The following is a 21,669-nucleotide window of genomic DNA, read 5'->3' as shown; positions in this document are numbered from 1 at the left end:
GCGGCCTCGAAGGATCCTCCAGCCGATCGCGCGGGATCTGGAGCATCCTTCGAGGCTGCGCTGCGCTTCGCACCCCAGGATGAGGGCGCGGGTGGGATCGTCCGGTCTCCTCCCAAGTTTCGTCAAGCCGCGTCGCGGCCGGCCGGTTTGCCCGCTGCCGCGTAGGCGCGAGCGATCAGGCGCATGGTGTGCAGGTCGCGCTCCGCGTCCCAGGCGACGCGGGCGGCAGGGTCGCGCAGGGCGCGGCCGAAGGCGCGGACCTGTTCGAGGAAGGGCGAGGCGGTCGTGTCGAAGGCAACGTCTTCGGTTCGGCCATCCGCTCCGCTCGTGAAGGTGACGGAGCCTCCCGCGGTCTGTCCCATCGTATCGGTCGCGCTCAGCATGCCCTTCGTGCCGACGACTTCGAGCCGGCGACGGGGCAACGCATCGGGGCAATTGTAGGCGACGTTGAGCTGTGCGAGCGCGCCCGATCCCGTGCGGCCGATCAGGAGGGCGCCGTCATCGACGGCATAGTCCTGAGCCCGGGCCTGGGTCATGGCGGCGATCTCGGCGATGGGCTCGCCGAGCAGGAAATCGACGAGGTCGAGGCCGTGGGGCGCGAGATCGATCAGCGCGCCGCCGCCGGCCTGGGCCGGGTCAATGCGCCAGTTGTCCTGGCCGCGAAACGAGGTCCAGGCGCGGTCGAGCCAGCAGGCATAGACGATGCGAACTGCCGTCACCGTGCCGAGCCGGCCCGCGCGGATGAGGTCGCGCATGGCGCGGTGGCCGGGATGGTGACGCTGGTCGAAGGCTGTGCCGTAGAAGGCGCCGGTCTTCCGGACCGCCGCCGCCATCGCCTCGGCATCGGCGAGGGCGGCCGCCATCGGCTTCTCGCAGAGCACCGCCTTGCCGGCGGCACAGAGCGCCTCCACGGCGCCGCGATGCAGATGATTCGGCGTCGCGACGTAGACCGCCTCAACCGCCGGCTCGGCGATGAGGCCGGCGAGATCGGCATGCGCCCGCGCGCCTTCTGCTTCCGCCGCCGCGCGGGAGGTCTCGCCCGGATCGGCGACGGCGACGAGATGGTGACCGGCGGCGCGGATGCCCGGCGCCATGTAGTCGCGGGCGACCCAGCCGTAGCCGACGATGCCCCAGCCGACGCTCGCATCCATCACCAGCGCTCCGGCAGGTCGACATATTCGCGGCGGCGCACTCGGTCCGCCTCGGGTGCATCCGGCTTGCCCGCCCAATCGATCGCCTCCGGGCCCTGGGAGTGCAGGGGGTAGGTGGCGTGCGGCGCGTATTCCGCCTCGTAGCGCTCCGACGGCCAGCGGATGGCAAATCCTCCGTCGTCCGGCGCGTAGAGTGGGTTAAGCTGCAGGGCCGCGTCGGCGGGCGGCAGAGTGATCCCGTCGACCAGGGCCCGCGGCGCCGGGCGCATGCCGGGGCCGGCCACGACGGAGAAAGCCTCGCAGGTGTTCAGATCCCGCGGCTCGCGCGGCTGCGGAGCGCGGGCCTCGACGAGGGCACGGGTCAGTTCGGCGTCGTCGTAGACGAGTCCGTCGGGAAACAGCTCCTCGATTTCGGCCGAGGAGATCGCCTTCCCGGCCGAGAAGCCCGGCCGGCCACTGTTGTGGATGTGGCTGAATGCGAGCCAGCCCTCTTCCCCAGCCGTCTGGCGCAGGCAGGAGAGGATGCCGGGCTTGTCGTCGAGGAAGTAGAAGGCGTCGTTGCAGATCACGAGATCGACCGGCGCCTCGGGGATCGGCCATTTCGGTGACGCGGCGTCGAAGCAGACGAGCTGCGCCTTCTCGCCCACCACCCAATGCCGCGCGACCCAGAGCTTGGCGAAGACCACGTCGGCGCCCGCGACCTTGACGCCGCGGCGCTTCAGCTCACGCAGGTAATGTCCGATGCCGCAGGCGAGCTCGAACGCGCAGACGGGATTGTTCCAATGCGCCTCCAGCAGGCTCAGGCCTGCCAGGAAGGTCGGATCAGTCCAGCGGTTGACGAAATAATCGCCGACGCGGCCCCAGCCGAGCCATCCCACCGCCTGCCGCAGCGAGGCACTCCCGCGCTCGCGCACCAGCCGGCGCAAGGCGTCGGGATCGGCCGGGGGCCCGGTCCACCAATCGTCCTGGTCCGCGAGCAGCAGGACGAGGGCATCCTCCGCCCGGTCATGATCGAGATGATCGAGGGCGGCCGCGACGAGGCTGTCGCGCCCAGTGCGGAGATAGGGGATGCCGTCGATGACAGGCCAGCGCGCGCCGGTCTCGACGTCGCGCAAGGCGTGCGCGCCGTCGGCCTTGAGCCGATGACCGGTCTCCGGCGAGAGGAGATCGAAGGGGATCATGATCCTGGAATCTGCCGGATAGCGCGGAACGTCACGGGATGCGCATATCGGTCAGAACGCGATCCTGGAAAGCCTTGACCGGTCCGGCATGGACCAGTTCCATCTCGCCGAGCACCGTGTCCATGGTCAGCGAGGCCGCCCTCAGGTGCTGGGCGATCTGGAGCACACGGTCGATGGAATCGGCGGCGTGGAAGGCACGCCCCTCCGCGGTCGCGTCGTCCGGCAGGACGAGGCGGGCGGCGCGGACACTCTCCCGCAGCGGCGGTTCGAGTTCGTCGAGCGCCCATTGCGAGCAGCGCCCGACGATCGGCCAGAGATGATCGCCGAGCAGCATCTCTCCGGTGAAGCCGGCGTCGGGCATCGCCGCATTGTGGAAGTGATGCGCCATCGCCGCGAGGAACACCGTGGTCGGATCGGCCCGATAGAACGGGCTCAGCAGTACGCCGTAGACGGCCACGACGAGGCAGTGCTCGGCGTGGTTCTCCGGCGGCTCCAGAAGGATGCGCGGCTTGCCCGGACAGGTCACGCCCGCCCGGGGCTGCTGCGCCAGGGCGGCGACGAAGGCTGGCACCGGCCCCGCCGGCAGGGCGGCCGGGGCGCGCAGGTAAGCCCGCAGCCGGTCGCGCAGACCGGCGTCGACCGGGCCGGCCACGGCATCGAGCCCCGCCGCCAGCACGTCGGCGGCCTGCGCCTCATCGAGCCCGGCAGCCGCGAGGAACGCCGCATCGAGGTCGCAGAGCCGCGCGGCAGCGAGTGCCTTGGCGGTGATGTCGAGGGCGACCGTCTCCGGCGCCGCACCACCGGTGAGCGCCGACCAGCCCTGCGCGAACAGGCGTTCGGCAATCGAGCCGACGCGACCGGCCGAGCGGACGCGCTTGAGGTCGCCGAGTTCGACCAGCAGTTCCCGCATCGCGGCGGGGGCTGCCGGACCGTCTTCAGGAAAACCCGTCACGGGCGGGCGCCCTTACTGCTGCACGCCCAGCCAGTCGAACAGCATCCGCTGCTGCTTGCCGAAATCGTGCTCCGGCCCGTGGCCGTTCTTCACCATCGGCGCCTTGAAGAAGGTCGAGAGCTGTTCCTGCACGCCGCCGTCGCCGCGCGACTTGGCGAGGTCGAGCACGCGGGCGATCTCGATGACGAGCGGGGCGGCCAGGATCGAGTCCTTGCAGAGGAAGTTCACCTTGATCTGCATCCGCTGGCCCATGAAGCCGGTGACGTCGATGTTGTCCCAGGCTTCCTTGTCGTCGCCGCGCGGACGGTAATAGTGAATGTGGACCAAGTGATCCTCGACCGGGTAGCCGAGAATCGAATCCAGCACTGTGCCCTTGGTGTTGAGCTTCGACTGGAGCGAGTTCGGGTCGTTCAGGGCGAGGCCGTCGCGGTTGCCGAGGATGTTGGTCGAGAACCAGCCGTCGACGTGGAGCTGGCGCGCCTTGAGGGCGGGGGCCAGCACGGTCTTCATCATGGTCTGGCCGGTCTTGCCGTCCTTGCCGGCCACCGGCACGTTGAGTTCGCGGGCGAGTTCCATCAGCGCCGGCACGTCGGCGGCGACCGAGGGGGTGAAGTTCGCGTAAGGAACGCCGCTCTTGATGGCGGCATAGGCGTAGAGCATCGCGGGCGAGATCGACTCGTCACTCGCATCCAGCCCCTTCTCGAAGGCTTCCGACGAGTTCAGCACCGGATCGGCGAGGTCGGGCCAGCGCTCGGTCGAGGCGAGGTTGATCACCACGACGTCGTCGAGGTTGCTCTCCTTGCGGAAGCGGTTGAGGTCGTTGGCGATGACCGAGACGGTCTCGCGATGGTCCTTGGCGACGATGCGGTTGGCGCCGTCGATGTTCTTGCAGAACTTGGCCGAGCCGACCGCCGGCCAGGGGGTGATCCCCTTCAGGGCCTGGGCACCATTCTCGATGTCCTCGCGGGTGAGCACGCCGTGACCGGTCGCGGCGGAGGCGAGGTCGTCGCCGTTCAGATCCCAGCCGCCGAAAACGAGATCCTTGTAGTCGGCCATTCCAGTGACGGGCACACCAGCGAGCGGCAGACCATCCAGACGGTTCGAACCCGATTTGATGGTTTCGATGCCGGCGATAGCTGTCGTCGCGACCGCACCGCCCATGCCAACGAACGCCACTCCGACGCGTCGACCGGTCTGAATGCCCATGGGAACTCGATCTTTCTGCTGTGGTGGCGCTGACGCCTTAGGATGAGCCCTAACTGGCCGCCGCGCGGCCCATGACAACTGTGACCGACCTAGAGCGTTCCAGTGCAAACCCTGCCATCTTTGCCGCAGGCCGGCTTTCGCCGCGACGTCACCGTTTGGTTAAAATATCGTAAACACAATGGCTTAACGCTGGATTAACGGGATCACGTTTGGATCACGCGGTGGTCCCATTGTGGTCACACCCGGCGGCGAAACCTCCGCCGGTCAAAACGAAGCCCGGCACACAAGAACGCCGGAGCATCAACAAGGAAGACCGATGGGGGTTTACCCGGAGCCGGCGCGTCGCGCCGACGACGTGAGCCGATTCGTGCCTTGCGGGTCGGATGCCAGCAGCGAGGCTGCCGCCAGTTCTTCGCGCGGTCCTTCGCCGCTCGTTCGCCGCTTGGCCGCGATGACCGCCAGCCTCGCCCTGCTGCTGGCCGCACCGCAGGCCGTGTCGGCCTACGAGAACGCGAACGCCTCGGTATCGATCCCGATGATGGTGCGTGCCGATCTTCGACCGGCCGGTGCGGAAGCGGAATGGGGCGGCACCGCCCTGCTTGGCCAGGACGGCGGATTTACCGCTCCCATTGAGCGTCTGCAGGCGTCGTTCACGAATTCGCGCTCCGACAACGACGACGAGATCCTGCGCTTCGGCGACATGAGCGTGCCACGCCCCCTCGTGGAGACGATCCTGAAGGCCTCCGAGGTCACCGGCGTCGACCCCGTCTACATGATGGCGCTCGCCGACAAGGAATCGAGCTTCGACACGAGTGTGAAGTCCTCCGCCTCCTCGGCACAGGGGCTTTTCCAGTTCGTCACCGGCACGTGGCTGGAAATGATTCGCCAGTACGGCGCCAAGCATGGGCTCGCCGGCGAGGCGGCCGCCGTGAAGGGACACGGCGCCGGCATCACCATCGCCGACGCGGCGACGCGCAAGCGGGTCCTCGACCTGCGCAACGACCCCTACCTGTCCGGCCTGATGGCGGGTGAGCTGATCAAGCGCGACCGCAGCCGGATCGAGGCCCGGATCGGACGCGAGTTGAAGACGACCGAACTCTACCTCGCGCACTTTCTCGGCACCGCGAGCGCCGGCAAATTCCTCTCGCTGAGCGCCGATGACCCGGACAAGGTCGCCAAGATCGCCTTCGGCCGCGCCGCGCGGGCCAACCGCGCCATCTTCACCGCGAAGGATGGCGGAAAGCGACGCAGCCTGACCGTGGCGGAAGTTCACGAGAAGCTCGACGGCATGATCGACCGGCGGCTGAGCCAGTATCAGGCGATCGCCGACCTCGCGCAGCAGCAAGCCGACGAGCCGGCGGCGCCGATCCTCGATGCCCGCCTGCGGATCAACGAGGCCGTGGCACCGTCCCTCGCGCTCCACTCGGTGCAGTAGAGGCGGGGCTCACCCCCACAGTTCGGGCAACGGCGGATGGACCGTACTGCCCTCGTAACGCAGGGCCGGCTCCCGGTCCTGCGCGAGCAGCAGCGGCCCGTCGAGATCGACATAGGCCGCGTGGTGCGCGATCAGCATCGCCGGCGCCATGGCGAGCGACGACCCGACCATGCAGCCGACCATGATCTCGAAGCCGCACGCCCGCGCCTCGTGGGCGAGCTTCAGCGCCTCGGTCAGGCCGCCAGCCTTGTCGAGCTTGATGTTGATCGCATCGTAGCGCTCGGCCAGGGCGTCGAGCCCGGCACGGTCGTGCAGGCTCTCATCGGCGCAGATCGGGATGGTGCGGTCGATCTCGGCCAGCAGGCCGTCCTCGCCCGCCGGCAGCGGCTGCTCGATCAGGCTGACCCCGGCCGCCGCGCAGGCCATCAAGTTGTCGCGAAGCGTCTCCGCGCACCACGCCTCGTTGGCATCGACGATGAGACGGGATTCGGGCGCACCGCGGCGCACCGCGGCGATCCGCTCGGGATCCCCCTCGCCACCGAGCTTCACCTTCAAGAGCGGCCGATGCGCCGCTGCGCGGGCCGCCGCCTCCATCGCTTCGGGATCGCCGAGGCTCAGGGTATAGGCGGTGGTGACCGGCACCGGTGCGGCGACACCGGCGAGTTCGTAAGCGGGTCTGCCGGTGCGCTTCGCCTCGAGATCCCACAGCGCGCAATCGAGGGCATTGCGGGCGGCGCCCGGCTTCATCCGTTCGGCCAGATCGAAGCGCCCTCCGCGGTCGGCGATCCATCCGGCCTGCTCTTCGAGGGCGGCGGTGACGCTCTCGACCGTCTCGCCGTATCGGGCATACGGCACGCACTCGCCCCGGCCCCGAAACGCGCCGTCCTCGACGGTCGCGACGACGACGACCGCCTCAGTGCGGCTTCCGCGGGAGATCGTGAACGATCCGGCGATGGGAAAGCGCTCGACGGCAACGGTCAGACGCGGCATCGGCAGTTCTCCCTCAGGCCGGGAACTCGGCGGCGATCCGATCCACGATCGCCTCGACGCCGAAGCGCACGGGATCAGTGGCAGGAAAGCCGTAAACGGCTTCCGCCTCGCTCAGCACGGCGCGCGCCTCGGGCTCCGCCAGCGCCTGCGTGTTGACGGCGATGCCAACGGGGCGGATGCCGGGATTCGTCAGCGAGCCGCAGCGGATCGTCAGGTCGATGACCTCCTTGATTGTTGGAAGGCTCGCCTCGACGCCGCGCATTCGTAAGCGTGTCGGCTCGTGGCAGACGACGAAGGCGTCTGCCTGCGCACCGTGCAGAAGCCCGAGGCTGACGCCGGCGAAGGAGGGGTGGAACAGCGAGCCCTGCCCCTCGATCAGGTCCCAGTGATTCGGATCGGCGGCCGGCGCGACCCACTCGACGGCGCCGGAGATGAAGTCGGCCACCACCGCGTCGATGGCGACGCCGCGACCGGAGATGAACACGCCGGTCTGGCCGGTGGCGCGGAAGTCGGCATCGAAGCCGCGCTCGCGCATGCCGCGCTCCAGCGCGAGCGCGGTGTACTTCTTGCCGACCGAGCAATCGGTGCCGACGGTGAGCAGGCGCCGGCCGGGGCGCTTCGTGCCCTTGCCCGTGGGGAAGGTCTCGGTGGTGTGCCGCACATCGTGCAGGGCGCGGCCGTTGCGCTCCGCCGCTGCGTCGATCTCGCGGATCGAGCCGAGGCGCACGTGCAGGCCGCTCGCCACATCGAGCCCGGCATTCAGGGCCGCGACGATCTCCTTCACCCAGTGCTCGGGCAGCACGCCGCCGGCATTGACGACGCCGACCACCATGGTCTTGCAGCCCTTGGCGACGGCCTCGTCCAGGGTCAGGTCGGGAATGCCGAGATCGGCGGCGCAGCCCTCCATCCGAAGCTGGCCGACGCACCATTCCGGGCGCCAGTCGTTGATGCCGTAGGCCGTCTTGGCGGCGAGCCGGTCCGGCACGTCGCCGAGGAACATCAGGTAGGGCGTGGCGATCTGCATGGGTCCGACGTCTCTCCCATCCGGAGCGAAGCTCCGCCTGAGAACGCGTCTATGCGTGATCCGTGCCCGATGCGCGAGGGATGACGTGTGTCCTGCTGCAACCCGCTTCGATCCCCCGTAGCGAGGTGCCGGGCGCATATCTCGGCCGCGAAGCACGCCGCGGCGGCTCCGCCTTCGCTCGGAGCAGCGCGCCGGGCCTGGATCGACCTTGCGCCGTCATCCTCCGACGCCTGTTACGCGGGCGCCAGAGCATGAGGTGCCGAGTGGGATCCAGAACCGGCGCGATACGAGAATGCCCTACGGCTCGATTCGTCTCACCGCCCCCTTGGCGGCGCTGGTAGCGAGCATCGCGTAGGCGCGGAGCGCCGTGCTGACCTTGCGCTTGCGCGGTTCGGCCGGGCGCCATCCTTTCGCGTCGCGGGCGGCGCGGCGCTCGGCCAGCACCGCCTCGTCCACGGCGAGGTGAATGCGCCGGTTCGGGATGTCGATCTCGATGGGGTCACCCTGCTCCACGAGACCGATCAGCCCGCCCTCGGCCGCCTCCGGCGAGACGTGGCCGATGGAGAGGCCCGAGGAGCCGCCGGAGAAGCGGCCGTCGGTGACGAGGGCGCAGGCTTTGCCGAGGCCCTTCGATTTCAGGTAGCTCGTCGGATAGAGCATCTCCTGCATGCCGGGGCCGCCGCGGGGACCCTCGTAGCGGATCAGTACGACCTCGCCCGCCTTCACCCGGCCGTTGAGGATGCCGTCCACCGCTGCGTCCTGGCTCTCGAACACGTGGGCCGTGCCGGTGAAAGTCAGGATCGAAGAATCGACGCCCGCCGTCTTCACGATGCAGCCGTCCTCGGCGAGGTTGCCGTAGAGCACGGCCAGGCCGCCATCCTTCGAGTAGGCGTGCTCGGCGTCGCGGATGACGCCTGCCTCGCGGTCGAGGTCGAGCTCGTCCCAGCGCGAGGCTTGGCTGAAGGCGACCTGGGTCGGCACGCCGCCGGGTGCGGCGCGGAAGAACTCCTGCACGGACGGGCTCTGGGTCTTCTTCACGTCCCAGCGGTCGAGCGCCGCGCCGAGCGTGCCCGAGCCGACATTGCCCACCGCGCGGTCGATCAGGCCGGCGCGGTCGAGTTCGCCGAGGATGCCCATGATGCCGCCGGCCCGGTGCACGTCCTCCATGTGGATGTTCGCGACCGCCGGGGCGACCTTGCACAGCACCGGGACTCGGCGCGAGAGCCGGTCGATATCGGCCATGGTGAAGGGCACCTCGCCCTCATGCGCGGCAGCGAGCAGGTGCAGCACCGTGTTGGTCGAGCCGCCCATTGCGATGTCCAGGGTCATCGCGTTCTCGAAAGCGGCCATGGTCGCGATCGCGCGGGGCAGCACGCTGGCATCGTCCTGCTCGTAGTGGCGCCGCGCCAGATCGACGATGAGGTGGCCGGCCTCGACGAACAGGCGCTTGCGGTCGGCGTGGGTCGCCAGCGTCGAGCCGTTGCCGGGCAGCGACAGGCCGAGCGCCTCGGTCAGGCAGTTCATCGAATTGGCGGTGAACATGCCCGAGCACGAGCCGCAGGTCGGGCAGGCCGAGCGCTCGATCACCGCGACGTCCTCGTCCGAGACCCGGTCGTCGGCCGCCGCCACCATCGCATCGACGAGGTCGAACTTGCGGGTGACGCCGTTCATCACGACCTTGCCGGCCTCCATCGGGCCGCCGGAGACGAAGACCGCCGGGATGTTGAGGCGCAGCGCCGCCATCAGCATGCCGGGGGTGATCTTGTCGCAGTTCGAGATGCAGACCATGGCGTCGGCGCAGTGCGCGTTGACCATGTACTCGACCGAGTCGGCGATGAGTTCGCGGGACGGGAGCGAGTAGAGCATCCCGTCATGGCCCATGGCGATGCCGTCATCGACGGCGATGGTGTTGAACTCCTTGGCGACGCCGCCGGCCTGCTCGATCTCCCGCGCGACGAGCTGGCCGAGATCCTTCAGGTGGACGTGGCCCGGCACGAACTGCGTGAACGAGTTCACCACCGCGATAATCGGCTTGCCGAAATCCGAATCCTTCATGCCGGTGGCGCGCCAGAGGCCGCGGGCGCCGGCCATGTTGCGGCCGTGGGTGGTGGTGCGGGAGCGGTAAGCGGGCATTTCTTGGCTTTATCGATGTGAAGCGGACATCCGGCAGCGGACCGTTCGTCCAAACCTGTCCCTCATCCTGAGGTGCCCGCGAAGCGGGCCTCGAAGGATCCTCCCGAGACCGCGCGCGAACTGGAAGATCCTTCGAGGCTTGCGCTGCCGCGCAAGCACCTCAGGATGAGATCGAGAGTGGGACGAGCGACGGCTAAACCACCGCGGCGTGCTGCGCGTGCAGCCGCACGGAGGCGGCCGAGAGCTTGTTCAAGGCCGAGAGATAAGCCTTGGCGGAGGCCACCAGCGTATCCGGATCGGCGCCGCGTGCCGTCACCGAGCGCTCGCCGGCCTTGAGGCGAACTGAGACCTCCGCCTGCGCGTCGGTCCCCTCGGTCACGGCGTGGACCTGATAGAGTTCGAGCACCGCATCGTGCGGCACGATCTCGTGGATGGCGTTGAACACCGCGTCCACGGGCCCGTTGCCGTCCGCCTCCTCGGTGAAGGTGCGGCCGTCCATCTCGATCTTCATCGTCGCGCGCTGCGGCCCGCGGGTGCCGGCGATCACCGAGAGCGAGAGCAGCTTGATGCGGTCGTGGGCGGTGGCGAGCTTCTCGTCCACCAGCGCCTCGATGTCCTCGTCGTAGACGTGCTTCTTGCGGTCGGCCAGATCCTTGAAGCGCTCGAACACGTCCTGGAACTGGTTGTCGGACAGCGAGATGCCGAGTTCGGTCAGCTTCGACTTGAAGGCGGCCCGGCCCGAATGCTTGCCCATTACCAGCGAGGTCTTGGCGAGGCCAACGGAGGCCGGGGTCATGATCTCGTAGGTCTCGGAATGCTTGAGCATGCCGTCCTGATGGATGCCGCTCTCGTGGGCGAAGGCGTTCCGGCCGACGATGGCCTTGTTGTACTGCACGGGGAAGTTCGCCGCGTGGCTGACGAGCTTCGAGGCGCGGGTCAGCATCGTCGTGTCGATGCCGGTGTCGTAGGGCATCACGTCGGCCCGCGTCCGGATCGCCATGACAATCTCTTCGAGCGCGGCGTTGCCGGCCCGCTCGCCGATGCCGTTGATGGTGCACTCGATCTGCCGGGCGCCGCCCTCCAGGCCGGCGAGCGAGTTCGCCACCGCCAGGCCGAGATCGTTGTGGCAATGGACGGAGAAGATCGCCTTGTCGGCGTTCGGTACGCGCTCGCGCACGGCCCGGAACATCGCGCCGTATTCCTGCGGCGTGGCGTAGCCCACCGTGTCGGGCAGGTTGATGGTGGTGGCGCCGGAGCGGATCGCGGCTTCGACGCAGCGGCAGAGATAGTCGATGTCGGTGCGGGTCGCGTCCATGGCCGACCATTCCACGTCCTCGACGAGGTCGCGGGCCTGGGTCACGGTCTTCAGGATGATCTCGATCACCTCGTCCTGCGTCTTGCGCATCTGGTGGGCGAGGTGGATCGCCGAGGTCGAGACGAAGGTGTGGATGCGGCCGCGCTGGGCGTGGCGCACCGCCTCGCCGGCGCGGGCGATGTCGGCGGGGATGGCGCGGGCGAGGCCGGCGACGGTGGCGCGCTTGGTGCGCCGGGCGATCTCGGAGACGGCCTCGAAATCGCCGTTGGAGGCGATCGGGAAGCCCGCCTCGATGATGTCGACGCCCATCCCGTCGAGCAGTTCGGCCACCGCCAGCTTTTCGTCGAGGGTCATGGTGGCGCCGGGGCATTGCTCGCCGTCGCGCAACGTCGTGTCGAAGATGACGACGCGGTCCTTCGCGCTCTCAGTGGTGTTCGCCATGGGTCTTCATTCCTCGCAGCCGGCGCGCTCGACTCCTCGGGAGCGGCGCCGGAAAACCTGTCTTCCGGTGGACGAGCGGCACCCCCTGAGAGCCCAGGCGGTCGCGCCCGGACGGCCCTCAGGGGCGGCTAAGAAGCAGGCCTACGAGAATGAGCGCGCAGGACGACGCGGCCGCGAAAGCGGCACCGTCATTCGTCTGCACGGGGCGGCCAGGGGCCACGCTCGATTCTCCTGAGAGGCTGACTCGCCGGCAAACCGCCTGCGACCAGGGTGGCGTTCTGTACCGATTGGCGGGGATCGTGACAAGCGCGGGGCAGACCTGCGATTGACCGTTTCATCCCACCCGGCGCACAACCCTGCGGCCAAGCTTGGCTGCACCGAACTTAGCCCTCTCATGACCGGAGAGACCTGTCGTGCCCGCGCCGCTTTCCCGAGCCGTCCTGATCGCCGCCTTCGGCTGCACCCTGAGCGCCTGCCAGTCGAGCGCGCCGCCCCCGGTCGCACCTGTCGCTACCGCGCCCGCCGCTGCCGTCGCGCCCCTGCCGACCGGCACCGGCTGCGGCCCGAGCGTCGCGCGCACCCAGGCCATCGTCGCGACCGACGTGAAGACGGGCGATCTCTCCGCGCCGGTCGGCACGCGCTTCAGCGCCGACCTGTCCAAGGCGGAGGCGGCCTGCTCCGCCGGCCGCGAGGGCGAGGCGATGAGCCTGCTCGCGGCGGCCAAGGCCCGCTACGGCTACCGCTGAGGTCCGGCCTCACGCCGGAAAGACGCTCGCAAGATAGGCCTGGACGAAGCCCGGCATCCGGGCGGCGTCGATCTCGGCCCGCGAGCGGACGATCACGCTGCGGGCGAGCTCCGGCTCGTCCTCGTGGCCGCGATGCGCCTCGATGCGGGCCTTCAGCGACTCGGCGTCGCTGTCGAAGCGGACGGGGCGCAGGAAGGCGAGCTGGCCGTCGCCGCGCAGGAGCACCCATTCCTCCTCCGCCCCCTCGGGCAGGGTCAGGCCGGTCTCCTCCAGAAACTCGCGTTCCGCGCTGCCGGCGAGATCGACGGTGCCGTCCTCGCGCAGGTCGCCCGGATCGGGCGTGCCGCAGGGGAAGTAGATCTGGCCGGCATTGGCGGTGTGGGGGCCCATCATGCCGAGCAGCACCGCCCCGTCGCGGCTATGCGGGACGATCGCCGCGAAGGCGTTGGCCACCAGGGCATCCGGCACGCCCGCGTCGCGGAAGGCGATGAAGCGCGAGTAGCGCACCTCGAACAGACTCGCCTCGCAGGCATCCTCCGCGATGGCGCAGCCGCTGGCGAGATAGACCGGCCCGTCGAACAGGCTCGGCGTCTTCGCCTTGCGCTGCTCCCAGTTGCGGTCGATCGCCTCCGCATTGTCCCGCATCCAGGACCAGTCGTGCTCGACACGCCGGGCGGAGACGCGCCGGAGCGGCGTGATGCTGAAGCCGGGGGCGGCGTCGCCCGCGATCTCAACCGACACGCAGCACGCCCTCGCTCACCACCACCGCCTGCCCGCCGATCTCGACGGAACGCAGCGCGCCCTCACCGATGACGAGCTGGAGGTCGATTGTGCTCGGCCGGCCCATGGCGGCGCCCTGGCGGATCACCACGTCGTGGGTGCCCTCCCCCAATGGCTCGAACTGCATCAGCACGCCCGCGAAGGCCGCGGCGGCGCTGCCCGTCGCCGGGTCTTCGGCGACCCCGAGATGCGGCGCGAACATCCGCGCCTGGTAGCGATGCCCGAGCCCTACCGGGTCGAGGGCGTAGAGGTAGAGCGCGTCTGCCTGCGCCTGCGGGAACAGGCGCTCGAACCGGGCGGCATCGAGCCGGGCCCGCGTCAGCGCCTCGGTGGACGCCAGAGGCACGAAGGTGAAGAGGGGGCCGGCGCCGTGGCGGCTCGGCTGATGGCGATTGAAGCCGATCTCGTTCGGCTTCACACCCAGGGCCGCGGCGAGAGCGTCGTTCGGCCGGGCTTCGCCGAGATAGGTCGGCAGGACGGGTAGCTTGAAACGGGCGCGGGCGCTGCGGCCGTCCTCGGCCGCCTCGACGACGCAGGAGACGATGCCGATCCCCTCCTCGAGCCCGAAGGCGGCGGCATCGGCCAGACCCACCGCCTGCCGCTCGGCCCGGTCGCGCAGGGCGAGAAGCACCGCCGTGCCGACGGTCGGATGGCCGGCGAAGGGGAGTTCGCGGGCGGGCGTGAAGATGCGCAGGCGCGCCCGGTGGCGCGGCTCCTCCGGCGGCAGGACGAAGACCGTCTCCGACAGGTTGAACTCGCGGGCGACGGCCTGCATCGCCGCATCGTCGAGCCCTTCGGCGTCGAGCACCACCGCGAGCGGGTTTCCGGCGAGCGGCGTGTCGGTGAACACGTCGAGGGTGGCGAAGCGGCGTTCCAGCATCACGGCTCCTTTACAGCGTCAGACGCTCTCGACCGGAAACGCCGTGCTCGGCGTGACGAACTCGTCCTGGGCGGCGACGGTCACTAGTTCCTCCGAGCCGGCCTCGGCGGTCCGCCGCAGCAGGCCGTGGATCGAGGCCGCCGCCATGCCGAGCGCCAGGGCCGCCGAGCGAGTGCGCAGGTAATGAACGAGATAGAGCGCGGCGACCGCATCGCCCGCCCCCGACACCGCTTTCAGGTCGAGCCGGGGCGTGCGCACCCGCCAGAACGCCCCGCCCTCCGCCGCCATCATGTCGATTGCGTCCGGCGGCGTCTCGGCGGTGGTGAGCGAGGTGACGAGCAGCACCCGCGGCCCCAGCGCCTGCACCGAGGCGGCGGCGCGCTTGGCCGCCTCCAGCGTGTCGCTCGGGGCGTCCGAGATCAGGTCGAGTTCGAACTGGTTCGGCGTGAGGATGTCGGCCGCCGGCACCGCCTGAGATCGCATGAAGTCGGCGATGCCGGGGCGGACATAGACGCCGGAATAGGTGTCGCCGATCACTGGATCGCAGCAATACAGCGCCTCGCGATTGGCCGCCCGCACGGCGGCCACCGCCCGAAGTATCGCGGTGCCGATATCGGCCGAGCCCATATAGCCGGAGAGCACCGCGTCGCAGTCCTTCAACGCACCGCGCTCGGCCACGCCCTGCACCACCTCCTCCACCGCCGGCCCGTCGAAGACGCGCCCGCGCCACTCTCCGTAGCCGGTGTGGTTGGAGAACTGCACCGTGTGGACCGGCCAGACCTCGACGCCGAGACGCTGCATCGGGAAGACGGCGGACGAATTCCCGACATGACCGTAGGCGACGTGCGACTGGATCGACAGAACCTTCATGGTGCTCCGGTATCCGCATTTCCGCGCCGTGATAGCGCGGCCCGCGACCGCGCGCATCCGATCGATGCGGCGATGCGTTACGGCTCAGCCCGACACGACCCGCCTCCGGAGTGAGTATGGATTTCGACGCCGCACGCCAGTCCATCCTCACCTTCGTCGAGACCTACAAGGCCTGGGCGCCTGTCGTGACCGGCGTAATCGCCTTCTGCGAGTCGCTCGCGGTGCTGTCGCTGCTGGTGCCGGCTACCGCGATCCTGCTCGGCATCGGCGCGCTGATCGGCGGCAGCGACCTGCCGTTCTGGCCGATGGTGATCGGCGCCGGGATCGGCGCCGGGCTCGGGGACTGGGTCTCCTACGAGGTCGGCTTCTACTACAAGGACGGCGTGAAGCGCCTCTGGCCGATGAGCCGGCACCCGGAGATGACGACCAAGGCGGAAGCCTTCCTGCGGCGCTGGGGGGCGGGGGCCATCGTCATCGGCCGCTTCATCGGGCCGGCGCGGGCGGTGGTGCCGCTGGTCGCCGGGAGCTTCGGCCTGCGCCGCATCCCGTTCCAACTCGCGAACTGGAGTTCGGCCTTCGTCTGGGCCTTCGTGCTGCTCGCCCCCGGCGCGGGCTTGTTGAGCTGGCTGCACTACTGACACGCCATGCGCCGCTTCCCGCCCGAACGCATCGTCTGCCTCACCGAGGAGACCGTCGAGACGCTCTATCTGCTGGGCGAGGATCGCCGGATCGTCGGCGTCTCGGGCTACGCCGTGCGCCCGCCGCAGGTGCGGCGGGAGAAGCCGCGGGTCTCGGCCTTCACCAGCGCGGACCTGCCCAAGATCCTCGCCCTCGACCCCGACCTCGTCCTCGCCTTCTCCGATCTCCAGGCGGAGATCGTCGCCAATCTCGCCCGGGCGGGCGTGGCGGTCCACCTGTTCAACCAGCGCGACATGGCCGGGTGCCTCGCGATGATCCGCACGCTCGGCGCACTGGTCGGCGCGGCGGATCGGGCTGAGGCGCTGGCGCGCTCCTACGAGGATCGCCTCGCCCAGGTCGCCGCCGAGAGCGCGGGCAGGCCGCGGCTCAAGGTCTATTTCGAGGAATGGGACGAGCCGATGATCTCCGGGATCGGCTGGGTCTCCGACCTGATCGGCCATGCCGGCGGTCAGGACGTCTTTCCGCATCTGAGCCGGCAACAGGCGGCAAAGGACCGGATCGTCACCGCCGAGCAGGTGATCGCAGCGGCACCCGACGTGATCCTCGCCTCCTGGTGCGGCAAGCGCGTCAATGTCGAGCGCATCCGCGCCCGCCCCGGCTGGGCGCGCATCCCGGCAGTGGCGGCGGGGCGCATCCACGAGATCAAGTCGCCGCTGATCCTCCAGCCGGGGCCGGCGGCGCTGACGGATGGTTTCGACGCGATCCGGGCGGCTCTCGCGCTGTGACAAAGCGGCCAGTGACACTGGCGTGATCCCGCTGGCAGGATGCGCGGACTCGATTCGGCCGCATCCACAAGCCACCAGCCCGGCATGTCCACAGCCCTTGCCAACATCATCCTGCCGCCCGATCGCCGCCAGTCGCCGACCGCACTCAACATCCAGCGCGGGGTGCGGCGTCTGCTCGCCGAGATGGGCTGCGTGAGCCTTCCCGAATTCTCCCTCGCCAACGGACGCCGGGCCGACGTGATCGCCCTGTGCGGGGCGGGCCGGCTGACCATCATCGAGATCAAGTCGAGCGTGGCCGACTTCCGCGCCGACCGGAAATGGCCGGATTACCGCGACTATTGCGATCGCTTCTTCTTCGCGATCCCCGAGACCGTGCCGGAGTCGCTGATCCCGGAGGAATGCGGCCTCATCGTCGCCGATTCCTTCGGCGCGGCGATCCTGCGCGAGCCGCCGGACCATCCGCTCAGCCCGGCGCGGCGCAAGGCGGTGACCCTACGCTTCGCCCATTCCGCCGCTGGGCTCCTGCACGCCCTGGCCGATCCCGGCGCAATCCGCGAGGGGGCTCTTTGAGGGCTCAGAGGCGCCGCGAAAGGCGCCGAGTACGAACACACGGATCGCTGAGGAGAGGTTGCGCTCCCCGCGGGCGGAATCGATTGCGCCGATCAGCGCCTGCACCGACTGTCCGCGGGCTCGCGCGATGTCCTGCAGCGCGCTCCAGAACTCCGTCTCGAGCGACACGCTGGTGCGATGGCCGGCGATCATGACCGAGCGTTTCGCGTGTTCCCGCGCGGGCGCCCGCGTCATTCCCAGCGTCAGTCCTTGTCAGGTTCGGCGAGGCGGTGCGCCTCGTGGCGGGCCTGCTCGATCGCCTTGCGCGTCTCGGCCAGCGTCTTCGCTTTCTTCGGTCGGCCGAACAGAACGCGGTTCTCCGCGGCCTTGGCCTGTTTCGCCGCCTTCTCACGGTCCTTGCGCACCTGGCGCAGGTTGATGATCTCGGCCATCGCGTCAGCCCTCTCGACGACCCGGCGCGGTGAGCCCGCGCCGGGAAGCGAGACTAGCGCTTATTCCGCGCTCGGCGCCAGCATGGTTTCGGGGCGCACGACCCGCTCGAACTCCTCTTCCGTGACGTAGCCGAGCCGCAGCGCCTCCTCCTTCAAGGTGGTGCCGTTCTTGTGGGCGGTCTTGGCGATCTCGGCGGCCTTGTCGTAGCCGATCGAGGGCGCCAGCGCCGTCACCAGCATGAGCGAGCGGCTCATCAGGTCGCTGATCCGGTCGGTGTTGGCCTTGATGCCGACGACGCAGTTGTCGGTGAAGCTGACCGAGGCGTCGGCGAGCAGCCGCACCGATTGCAGCACCGCGTTGGCGATCACCGGCTTGAACACGTTGAGCTCGAAATGGCCTTGGCTGCCGGCAAAGCTCACCGTGGTGCCGTTGCCGACGACCTGCGCGCAGACCATGGTCAGCGCCTCGCACTGGGTCGGATTGACCTTGCCCGGCATGATCGAGGAGCCGGGCTCGTTCTCCGGAAGCGACAGTTCGCCGAGGCCCGAACGCGGGCCGGAGCCCAGCAGGCGGATGTCGTTGGCGATCTTGAACAGACCCGAGGCGAGCGCCGTGAGCGCGCCCTGAAGGAAGACGAGAGCGTCGTGGGTCGCGAGCGCCTCGAACTTGTTCTCGGCCGAGGTGAAGGGCAGCCCGGTCAGTTCGGCGACCTTGGCCGCGAACCGCTCCGCGAATTCCGGATGCGCGTTGAGGCCGGTACCGACGGCGGTGCCGCCCTGCGCCAGCGCCAGCACGCCGGGAAGCGTCGCGGCGATGCGGGCGCCGCCGAGGGCGACCTGCGCGGCGTAGCCCGAGAATTCCTGGCCCAGCGAGACCGGGGTCGCATCCTGCAGGTGGGTGCGGCCGATCTTGACGATGCTGTCGAATTCCTTGGCCTTGGCATCAAGCGCCGCGTGCAGGTGGGAGAGCGCCGGCAGCAGCCGCTCCTGCACCTCGCGGGCGGCCGCGATATGCATCGCCGTGGGGAAGGTGTCGTTCGAGGACTGGCCGCGGTTGCAATGATCGTTCGGATGAACCGGCGACTTGCCGCCGCGCTTGCCCCCGAGCCGCTCGTTGGCGAGGCTCGCGATCACCTCGTTGGCGTTCATGTTGGACTGCGTGCCCGAACCGGTCTGCCAGACCACAAGCGGGAACTCGTCGTCGTGCTTGCCGGCGACAACCTCAGCCGCCGATTCGGCGATGGCATCGGCGATCTTGGGATCGAGGCCGCCGAGATCCTTGTTCACCAGGGCCGCGGCCTGCTTGACGATGCCGAGTGCGTGCACGAGCGGCGCCGGCTGGTGCTCGGTGCCGATCTTGAAATTCTGGATCGAGCGCTGCGTCTGGGCCCCCCAATAGCGGTGGGCGGGCACCTCGATCGGGCCGAAAGTGTCGGACTCGGTGCGCGTCTCGACGGCGGCAGTCTCTTGCGGCGACATCGTGGCCTCTTCGTTGGCTCGGATGCGGCCCTACTTAACGAAGCATGATGCCGAGCGCGATGCCGACCCGGAACGGGGAATGACGCATTGCACACTCCGTTACCGCCGAGGTTTTTCCGTCTCCATGCTGGATCTGACGTCCCGCCCGGCCACCACCACGGAGGCCGGTCCGTTCCGCCCCAAGGTGCCGCCGCCGCTGACCCAGCCGCTCGGCTTGTTCGCCTTCCTGAAAAAGGTGCGCGAGAATCCGATCGCCACCTGGATGGACGCCCATTTCGAGGAATTCGTTGTCGCTGGCGAGACGGCGATGGGCCGCGTCACCGTCGTCAGCGATCCGGCCCTCGTGCGTTACCTGCTGGTCGAACGGGCCGCAAACTACCGCAAGGACGACCTGCAGAAGCGGGTTCTGGCGCCGGGACTCGGTAACGGCCTGCTGACCGCGGAGGGCGACGAGTGGCGCCTGCAGCGGCGCACGCTCGCGCCGATCTTTTCCGCACGCCATGTGGCGGGCTTCGTTTCACAGATGGATGCGGCCGGGGCGCGGCTCGGCCGGCGGCTGGCGCGGCGCGACGGCGCTACCGTCGATATCGCCCTCGAGATGACCCGCGCCACCCTCGACGTGCTGGAGCGGACGATCTTCACCCAAGGGCTGCCCGGCGATCCCGACGCGCTCGGACGCGCCATCACGCGGCTGCTCGAATCGATCGGGCCGATCGATCCGCTGGACGTGTTCGGCTTTCCCGCCTTCGTGCCGCGGCTCGGCCGCCTGCGCGCGCGGCCGGCGCTGCGCTTCTTCGCCGAAGTGGTGGACACGCTGCTGGAGCAGCGTAAGGCGGCGCTCGCCCGCGGCGAGGCGCCCCACGATCTGATGACCCTGCTGCTGGCCGCCCAGGATCCGGAGACGGGCCGCGGCCTCTCCGACATCGAGGTGAAGGCCAACATCGTCACCTTCATCGCCGCCGGCCACGAGACCACGGCCAACGCGCTGACCTGGGCGCTCTACTGCCTGTCGCAGGACGAGGCGGCCCGCGCCCGTGTCGAGGCGGAAGCCGATGCCGCCGCGGGATTGGAGGGCGCGCTGAGCCTCGACCGGTTGCCCTTCACCAAGGCGGTGATGGAGGAGACGATGCGGCTCTTCCCGCCGGTGCCGTTCCTGAGCCGCCAAGCGCTGCGCGAGGACCGGGTCGGGCGCGTGAAGATCCCCCGCAACTCGACCGTCATCATCGCACCCTGGGTGATGCACCGGCACCGCAAGCTGTGGGACGAACCGGACGCCTTCATGCCCGAACGCTTCTTCGGCAGCGCCCGGGATTCGATCGAGCGCTTCGCCTACCTGCCGTTCGGGGCGGGCCCGCGGATCTGCATCGGTCAGAGCTTCTCGGTGCAGGAGGCGACGCTGCTGCTCGCCCAGGTCGCGCGGGCGGTGCGGCTCACCCTGCCCGCGGACCACCCGCCGGTGACGCCGCTCCACCGCGTGACGCTGCGGCCGAAGGACGGGTTGCGCATGGTGGCACAGCGCCGCGCCTGACGCCCCTTCGGACGATGCGCGGGCCGAGCGGAATGAAGAATCAGTTCTTCTTGCGGAAGGCGTCGAGGCTCACGACCTCGGCAGTGCCGTCGCGTTCAGTCTTCTCGGCGGCCTCCGGCTTGGCCTCGCTGCCGTCCTCGGACTTGTCGTCCGGCTTGCCGTCCGCCTTGGCCTTGCCGCCGACCGGAAGGGTCGGAACGATCTTCGGCCCGCTCTGAACGGTCGCGAGACCCGTTCCCTTCGGCTTGATCTCGGCGGGCTCGGAGGCCGCGCCGCGGGGGCCGGCCTTGGCCGGCGCGCTCGGCTGGCTCTCCTCGGACTGTTCGCCTTCGGCGCCCTCGTTGAGATCGAACTTGAGGCCGAACTGCACGGACGGGTCGAAGAAGCCCGAAAGCGCGTCGAACGGGATCAGCAGCCGCTCGGGCACGCCGGAGAAGGACAGGCCGACCTCGAAGCTGTGCTCGGTGACGCCGAGATCCCAGAACTGGTGCTGCAGGACGATCGTCATGTCCTGCGGGTACTTCTCGCGCAGGCGCTGCGACATGCGCACGCCCGGCGCCTCGGTGCGGAACGAGATGTAGAAGTGATGCTCGCCCGACAGCCCGTCGCGGGCGGCATCGGTCAGCACCTTGCGCACAACGCCGCGCAGGGCGTCCTGAACCAGGAGATCGTAACGGATCAGATCTTCGGCCATCGGCGCTCGCTTGACCGGTCACGGCCGGGATTGGGCTGCGCCGGGTCGTGGAAATGAGTGGAGGTTTCTGTTGCCAGGTACCTCCGAACCCCGCCTATGCGGTGCTACCCGCTAGGACTTTAGGTCGGTTTTTGGCACCGCTTACGCGGCGACAGCCACCGGAGCAAAGTTGTCGTTGGCAACTATTGCAAAGGCCCGATAACGGCGGAACCATGCCGAGCGAAAGCTCTACCTTTACGCCCTCGTCGATCCTATTTCGCCCCCGCCCGAACCCAACACGCTGAGGCCGTGCGGCCATCGGTCCTGGGTTCGGGTGGAGGCGCCGGGTACCGCCCCCGGGTCCGATAGGTTTATTTCGAAGAACGTTTATCGCCATAGCCGGCCTCGCGACCGGCAAGGCGAATATAGAGAGGCCGTCGGCGGTTTTGAAGAGCGATCT

Annotated in this window: 21 protein-coding genes and 1 other RNA gene; 6 read left to right on the top strand and 16 right to left on the bottom strand. The window is 69.2% G+C overall.

The window, feature by feature from the left end; all coding sequences use genetic code 11:
* Window positions 1–122: 122 nt before the first annotated feature.
* From MPPM_RS14685 to MPPM_RS14670, 4 genes are read right to left on the bottom strand one after another with little or no spacing between them, the layout of a single operon-like run.
* Entirely contained in the window at window positions 123–1,151 is a 1,029-nt protein-coding gene (locus MPPM_RS14685) for a Gfo/Idh/MocA family protein (RefSeq protein ID WP_096485667.1), read from the bottom strand.
* Window positions 1,151–2,332, bottom strand: coding sequence for a class I SAM-dependent methyltransferase (locus tag MPPM_RS14680; RefSeq protein WP_096485665.1), 1,182 nt, complete (start codon window positions 2,330–2,332; stop codon window positions 1,151–1,153). Before MPPM_RS14680 ends, MPPM_RS14685 begins: the two co-directional genes overlap by 1 nt.
* Before the next feature lie 31 nt (window positions 2,333–2,363).
* Window positions 2,364–3,242, bottom strand: a complete 879-nt coding sequence (locus MPPM_RS14675; protein WP_096485663.1) for an HD domain-containing protein — start codon at window positions 3,240–3,242, stop codon at window positions 2,364–2,366.
* 54 nt (window positions 3,243–3,296) lie between these two features.
* Window positions 3,297–4,490, bottom strand: a complete 1,194-nt coding sequence (locus MPPM_RS14670) for an inositol-3-phosphate synthase (RefSeq protein ID WP_096485661.1) — start codon at window positions 4,488–4,490, stop codon at window positions 3,297–3,299.
* A 316-nt stretch (window positions 4,491–4,806) separates the two neighbouring features.
* Here MPPM_RS14670 and MPPM_RS14665 point away from each other — a divergent pair, with 316 nt between their 5' ends.
* The gene (locus MPPM_RS14665; protein WP_096485660.1) at window positions 4,807–5,925 is read left to right on the top strand and encodes a transglycosylase SLT domain-containing protein; all 1,119 of its coding nucleotides are present in this window, start codon (window positions 4,807–4,809) and stop codon (window positions 5,923–5,925) included.
* Between the two features lie 9 nt (window positions 5,926–5,934).
* Here the strand turns inward: MPPM_RS14665 and dgcA are convergent, their stop codons facing one another.
* From dgcA to MPPM_RS14645, 4 genes are all read right to left on the bottom strand, one after another.
* The gene (dgcA, locus tag MPPM_RS14660; protein WP_096485659.1) at window positions 5,935–6,915 is read right to left on the bottom strand and encodes an N-acetyl-D-Glu racemase DgcA; all 981 of its coding nucleotides are present in this window, start codon (window positions 6,913–6,915) and stop codon (window positions 5,935–5,937) included.
* A 13-nt stretch (window positions 6,916–6,928) separates the two neighbouring features.
* On the bottom strand, window positions 6,929–7,939 hold the full coding sequence (dgcN, locus tag MPPM_RS14655) for an N-acetyltransferase DgcN (RefSeq protein WP_096485658.1): 1,011 nt from the start codon (window positions 7,937–7,939) through the stop codon (window positions 6,929–6,931).
* Window positions 7,940–8,236: 297 nt separating this feature from the next.
* Window positions 8,237–10,072: a dihydroxy-acid dehydratase gene (gene ilvD, locus MPPM_RS14650; RefSeq protein ID WP_096485657.1), complete on the bottom strand. Its 1,836-nt coding sequence runs from the start codon at window positions 10,070–10,072 to the stop codon at window positions 8,237–8,239.
* 193 nt (window positions 10,073–10,265) lie between these two features.
* Window positions 10,266–11,828, bottom strand: a complete 1,563-nt coding sequence (locus tag MPPM_RS14645; RefSeq protein ID WP_096485656.1) for a 2-isopropylmalate synthase — start codon at window positions 11,826–11,828, stop codon at window positions 10,266–10,268.
* Window positions 11,829–12,241: 413 nt separating this feature from the next.
* Here MPPM_RS14645 and MPPM_RS14640 point away from each other — a divergent pair, with 413 nt between their 5' ends.
* Complete coding sequence (locus MPPM_RS14640; RefSeq protein ID WP_096485655.1) at window positions 12,242–12,574, top strand: hypothetical protein; 333 nt, start codon at window positions 12,242–12,244, stop codon at window positions 12,572–12,574.
* 9 nt (window positions 12,575–12,583) lie between these two features.
* Here the strand turns inward: MPPM_RS14640 and MPPM_RS14635 are convergent, their stop codons facing one another.
* The 3 genes from MPPM_RS14635 to pdxY are packed head-to-tail and all read right to left on the bottom strand — an operon-like array spanning window position 12,584 to window position 15,104.
* Complete coding sequence (locus MPPM_RS14635; protein WP_096485654.1) at window positions 12,584–13,315, bottom strand: NUDIX hydrolase; 732 nt, start codon at window positions 13,313–13,315, stop codon at window positions 12,584–12,586.
* Window positions 13,305–14,234 carry a PhzF family phenazine biosynthesis protein gene (locus MPPM_RS14630; RefSeq protein ID WP_096485653.1) on the bottom strand — a complete coding sequence of 310 codons (930 nt, stop codon included), beginning with the start codon at window positions 14,232–14,234 and terminating at the stop codon, window positions 13,305–13,307. Before MPPM_RS14630 ends, MPPM_RS14635 begins: the two co-directional genes overlap by 11 nt.
* 18 nt (window positions 14,235–14,252) lie before the next feature.
* Window positions 14,253–15,104 (bottom strand): pyridoxal kinase PdxY, encoded by an 852-nt coding sequence (gene pdxY / locus MPPM_RS14625; protein WP_096485652.1) that lies wholly within the window; start codon window positions 15,102–15,104, stop codon window positions 14,253–14,255.
* 116 nt (window positions 15,105–15,220) lie between these two features.
* On the opposite strand from pdxY, the gene MPPM_RS14620 reads away from it, so the two are divergent.
* The 3 genes from MPPM_RS14620 to MPPM_RS14610 all read left to right on the top strand — a co-directional run bounded on the left by MPPM_RS14620 (window position 15,221) and on the right by MPPM_RS14610 (window position 17,098).
* Complete coding sequence (locus tag MPPM_RS14620; protein WP_096485651.1) at window positions 15,221–15,742, top strand: DedA family protein; 522 nt, start codon at window positions 15,221–15,223, stop codon at window positions 15,740–15,742.
* Between the two features lie 6 nt (window positions 15,743–15,748).
* Window positions 15,749–16,528 carry a cobalamin-binding protein gene (locus tag MPPM_RS14615; protein WP_096485650.1) on the top strand — a complete coding sequence of 260 codons (780 nt, stop codon included), beginning with the start codon at window positions 15,749–15,751 and terminating at the stop codon, window positions 16,526–16,528.
* An 84-nt stretch (window positions 16,529–16,612) separates the two neighbouring features.
* Window positions 16,613–17,098 carry an MmcB family DNA repair protein gene (locus MPPM_RS14610; protein WP_096487860.1) on the top strand — a complete coding sequence of 162 codons (486 nt, stop codon included), beginning with the start codon at window positions 16,613–16,615 and terminating at the stop codon, window positions 17,096–17,098.
* Here the strand turns inward: MPPM_RS14610 and MPPM_RS14605 are convergent.
* From MPPM_RS14605 to fumC, 3 genes are read right to left on the bottom strand one after another with little or no spacing between them, the layout of a single operon-like run.
* Complete coding sequence (locus tag MPPM_RS14605) at window positions 17,021–17,290, bottom strand: ribbon-helix-helix domain-containing protein (RefSeq protein WP_432419856.1); 270 nt, start codon at window positions 17,288–17,290, stop codon at window positions 17,021–17,023. The genes MPPM_RS14610 and MPPM_RS14605 overlap by 78 nt on opposite strands.
* A 50-nt stretch (window positions 17,291–17,340) precedes the next feature.
* Window positions 17,341–17,529, bottom strand: coding sequence for a DUF4169 family protein (locus MPPM_RS14600; RefSeq protein ID WP_096485648.1), 189 nt, complete (start codon window positions 17,527–17,529; stop codon window positions 17,341–17,343).
* Between the two features lie 60 nt (window positions 17,530–17,589).
* A complete protein-coding gene (gene fumC, locus MPPM_RS14595; protein ID WP_096485647.1) occupies window positions 17,590–19,008 on the bottom strand; it encodes a class II fumarate hydratase in 1,419 nt (472 codons plus the stop codon).
* Window positions 19,009–19,132: 124 nt separating this feature from the next.
* Here fumC and MPPM_RS14590 point away from each other — a divergent pair, with 124 nt between their 5' ends.
* Window positions 19,133–20,536, top strand: a complete 1,404-nt coding sequence (locus MPPM_RS14590) for a cytochrome P450 (protein ID WP_096485646.1) — start codon at window positions 19,133–19,135, stop codon at window positions 20,534–20,536.
* 40 nt (window positions 20,537–20,576) lie between these two features.
* On the opposite strand, the gene MPPM_RS14585 is transcribed toward MPPM_RS14590, so the two are convergent.
* On the bottom strand, window positions 20,577–21,230 hold the full coding sequence (locus MPPM_RS14585; RefSeq protein ID WP_096485645.1) for an SspB family protein: 654 nt from the start codon (window positions 21,228–21,230) through the stop codon (window positions 20,577–20,579).
* A gap of 56 nt (window positions 21,231–21,286) precedes the next feature.
* Window positions 21,287–21,664, bottom strand: a transfer-messenger RNA (tmRNA) gene (gene ssrA / locus MPPM_RS14580).
* Window positions 21,665–21,669: the final 5 nt, after the last annotated feature.

It is taken from the genome of Methylorubrum populi (assembly GCF_002355515.1).
Lineage (GTDB): Bacteria > Pseudomonadota > Alphaproteobacteria > Rhizobiales > Beijerinckiaceae > Methylobacterium > Methylobacterium populi_A.
Note: the sequence above shows the minus strand (reverse complement) of the source record. Positions and strands in the feature narration are given on the sequence as shown.